Genomic DNA, 4,473 nt, shown 5'->3' on the forward strand with positions numbered 1-4,473 from the left:
GTACCTAAGGCTTGGAAATTGTCAAGATTAAAAAAATTCAAATTTAGTTTGATTTGTGCTCATCTTGTGTGTTTATTAGGTATTAAGTGACTTTTAGTGCTTGCAAATTAATTAATTCATGTTTGTTTGTGTGCACTTACAAACCAAATTGTTTGTTTGTGGTTAATTTTAAGTATTGAAATTGTAAGTTTTATTTTATTGTGCAAACCGGGATGAAAAGTGAACTTTTTGTGCAATGTATGAACAGGCTTGTGCAAAGTTAATAACATCTGAGTTTACTGTCTTGCTGTATGTCATTTTGTATGTTTTGTGTGATTTTTGAGCATGCATGAAAAAGCAGGCGGGGGATTCAGTGCCTTTGTATCAGTCCTGTCTATGGTAATAAAACTTCGCATTGAGTATGCCTTTGATTAAGCAACCACTAACTTAGGTCTGTGAAGAACGGGTAATGGTGAGGCCACTGTGATGGTGTCCGTTATCTCATTCTGCAGTGCCGTTAAACCGAGTCCGGCATCTTGTTTTAAGTTGCTTTGCGCATCGCAAAACGAGAGATATGACGCTTAGTGCAACAATGGTTTGGCCAATCACGGACAGCATAAACAGAGTTACACAGATTCACACTGGTTTGCACGACAACAAGTGCAAGCCCTTATGTACTGAATTTTATAAATATAATAATACCGGGAGAGATACAGTGATTGTCGACAGAGCTAATCCAGGCATGGCTAAGGAAATAACCAGTTTGGCTCAATCCAGCCTAGATGCTGCAACAGTGACCCAGGCAGCAACCAGGCTGAATACAGACAAAGCGCAGATGTTGTTTAGCTGCTTCGCACTGGTGTATGCCAGATATTACCAGATGTCACCAGCGAGGATGCGATATGTAGATAATGCTGACGCTAATTCAGCAAGTAATACCGAACAAGTATGTGACTTACACCTTGACCCCATGATGACTGTGCAGCAATGGCACGATTATGTGTGTACACAGAAAACAGGCGCACTTCCCATGCCAACAGGCGTTACAGAGAATACAGATGCGCTGTTACCGGTTTTCCTTGTGGCGGAGTCTGCCAAAGCAGGCATGGAAAATATGTCATTTACTTTGCTGTTAAACATGGCATCTGACACACACCTTGAGTGGTTTTATGATGCTCAGCAGATAGACCGTCAAACCGTGGAGACGCTTGCCGACTGGCTAACCTTTGTGGTTACAGAGGTCGCGATTGACCCAAGTCAGTCTCTGAGCGCTTTGGCTTATTATCATGAGACATTGTCTCCCCCGGTTGCACAAGCGCCTCAAAGCATTGTCGATTTACTCGACCAGCTATCTGAACATGCTCCCCGGGCCCTGGCTGTGTGTGATAGTGATGAGCAAATCGATTATCGCACTTTAGTGACTCGCTCCTGTCATCTGGCAGCACAACTTAATGAGCAGGTTGACCCGGGTACTCGGGTCGGTGTGATGCTGCCCGGCTCAGTAGCTGCACTGGTGGCACAGCTTGCGTTATGGCGCTTAGGCGCCACCTTTGTACCGCTTGACCCAGGTTATCCGGCACAAAGACTGGCACACATTATGACCGATGCGGATCTCAAATGTGTGCTCACAGATGCTACCAATGAGCACAAAGGTGTGCGCGATGGTGTGAAGTGCTATCGGTATGATGCTCTGATGGCACAGACACACAGTAAGGTCTGGCATCCACCCGAAATAGACACCAGTTTGTCTGCTTATATTATTTATACTTCTGGATCGACCGGTTTGCCCAAGGGCGTGCCGATAAGCTTTGAAGCTTTTGCTGCACACATTCATGCCATGTCTGAGCATTTGGCGCTATCGGATCAGGATGCCGTGTTGTCATTTGCATCTTTGAACGTAGATACCGCGCTGGAGCAGATCTGGGTGGGACTATGTGCCGGTGCAGCAGTGCATATCAAGGGCGAGCGGTTGTGGCGTCATCAGGAGCTGACCGATTACTTGTTGCAACATCAGATTACCTGTACCGACCTGCCACCGGCACTGGTCGCTGAACTGCTCAGTGAGCAAGCGAACGAGATGGCGTTTTGGCAGCAAACCCGGTTGCATACCTTAGTGCTCGGCGGAGAAACCCTGAACCCTCAGATTGTCCGTCGCTGGGAAGAGTTGGCGCTTTTCTCACGCTGTCGATTATTTAATGCTTATGGACCCACTGAAGCAGCCATTACCTCCACCTGGCACCAGGTAATACCGGCTGATTTGTCGCGTGCCAGTATTCCTATTGGTAAGTTATGTGGGCCCAGAATTGCATTAGTGGTTGACAGTGAAGGCCATGAACAGCCTCCTGGTGCCGTTGGGGAACTGTTATTGGCAGGACCCTGCCTGAGCTCAGGTTATCTGAATCGTGAAGCAGAAAACCACAGTAAGTTTATTCAATACCGTGGTATGCGTTGGTACCGCAGTGGGGATTTAGTCAGACAAGGCCCCGATGGCGAATTCTATTTCCTGGGACGTGCCGATGAGCAGGTCAAAGTACGGGGCTTTCGTGTTGAGCTGGGCGAGATTGACAGTCAACTGGCACGTCATGATCAGATCAGAAGCATTGCGGTGGTTGATGTTGTACGAGGACAGAGTCAACAGCTGGTTGCCTTCTATGTTGCGCAGGGAGAGCCGCCTACTGGCGAGGAACTCAGTGAATTTGCCGCATCTCGTCTGCCCGGGCATATGGTACCAAACCAGTTTGTCGCCCTGAGTGAATTACCTCTGCTGCCCAATGGAAAGGTCAATCGTCGTGCACTGCGAGATCATCGCTTGCCTGAAACTGTGGCCAGCGAAATCGTTGAGCCTCAGTCGCCATTACAAACACAGCTTAGGAAGATCTGGGCGCAGGCATTTGAATTGCCTGAAGAGGCGCTCAGTTGTGCTGCACACTTTTTTGCGCTGGGCGGACACTCCCTGATTGGTCTGCGTATACTCGGCGCCATTAGCGAACAGTTGATGGTAGACCTTGAGTTTCAAACCTTGCTTACTCATCCCACCATAGTGGACCTGGCAAACTACATTGAGCTCGACACTGCGTCATTGGCAAAGGAAGCGAACCCATTGCCCGCCATCTCGATGCAACCTGATGCAGCAGCTGGTCCGGTGGTATCCTTTGCGCAGCAACAGATGTGGCTGGCCAGTCAGCACGAAGGCTTGGAGGAAAATGGACAACACAGCTATTTAGTGCCTCTGACACTGTCGCTTAGCGGCCCGCTGGAGGTCCCGCGTTTGCAAGCTGCATTGGATCTGTGGCTGGCACATAACCCAATCTTACGCACTCGCCTGGTGATGGACGAAGACGGCCAGTTGCAGCCTCAGCTCGCAGACACTGCGCAGCTGCCATTGCAACACATTGAACTGAGCCAGCTGGATGAAGCACAGCAGTCACAGCGCATTGCGCAGGTCCGTGCTGAGTTGGGCCGCGGACTGACACCAGCCAGTGCGCTGATGGTGAACGCTTGTTTGATTAGCGTGTCTGAGCAGCGTCACCTTTTATGTTGTGTGTTTCATCACATCGCAGTTGATGACTGGTCGGTTAATTTACTGTGCCAGCAACTGAGTGAGTTCTATCAGCATGCGGTTGAGCCTGGTGAGCGGGCAGGTTATGGGGATTATGCTCGCTGGCAAAAGCAACACTGGGAGGGCAGTGAGCAGGCGCAGGCCATGAGCCAGTATTGGCAGACGCAGTTAGAGTCGTTGCCGGCTCTGCATGGTATTGCCCTGGATAAACCACGCAGTCATTTGTCACTCAATGAGGCGCAATCACCCGCGGCAGGTATGGCACGAGTTGTGCTCCCACAGACTGTTGGGCAGCAATTGGCTGAATTTGCCAAGCGCCATGGCACCTCTGAATTTGTGGTATTACAGAGTATGTTTGCGCTGGTGGTAAGCCTGTTTAGCCGTGAAGAAGACGTGGTGATTGGGTCACCCATGGCGAATCGTCAACAGCGCGCCACCCAGGAAATGGTCGGATATTTTGTTAATCCTGTGGCTATTCGCAGTCAGGTCAATCGCCAGCAAACTCTGGCGCAGTTTATCGCCGGTCAGCACGACACCATCATGGCGGCAATGGCGCACCAGGCGTTTCCTTTTTCTCATTTGGTCGATACGCTTAATCCGCCACGCCAGGAACATGTTCATCCAATTTTTCAGATTCTGTTTAACTTTCTGGGTAAGAACCCACATCGTGAACACTTTACACTGGGCGAGGTTGAAGCTCAGGTGTTGACTGAGCAAGACACTCAGGCGAAGTTTGATCTGACTCTGGATATCTGGCAGAGCATGGATGACCAGCTCACCACCAGCCTTTACTATAACTGTGCTTTGTTTGACAGCACGACCGCTCAGTCAATCCTGTCGCAATTCTGTGAGGCCCTGAATCACTGGCTGACAGATCCACCCAACCTCTGCATCGTTTAACAAACGTCCCTGTTCACTCTGCCCGGGAGGCGCTG

1 protein-coding gene is annotated in these 4,473 nt (G+C 49.8%); it reads left to right on the plus strand.

Features of this window, described 5'->3' with window-relative positions:
- The first annotated feature begins 694 nt into the window (after window positions 1-694).
- Window positions 695-4,438: a non-ribosomal peptide synthetase gene (locus ELR70_RS10200; protein WP_164881443.1), complete on the plus strand. Its 3,744-nt coding sequence runs from the start codon at window positions 695-697 to the stop codon at window positions 4,436-4,438.
- Window positions 4,439-4,473 lie beyond the last annotated feature (35 nt).

This window comes from Pseudoalteromonas sp. R3 (assembly GCF_004014715.1).
GTDB lineage: Bacteria > Pseudomonadota > Gammaproteobacteria > Enterobacterales > Alteromonadaceae > Pseudoalteromonas.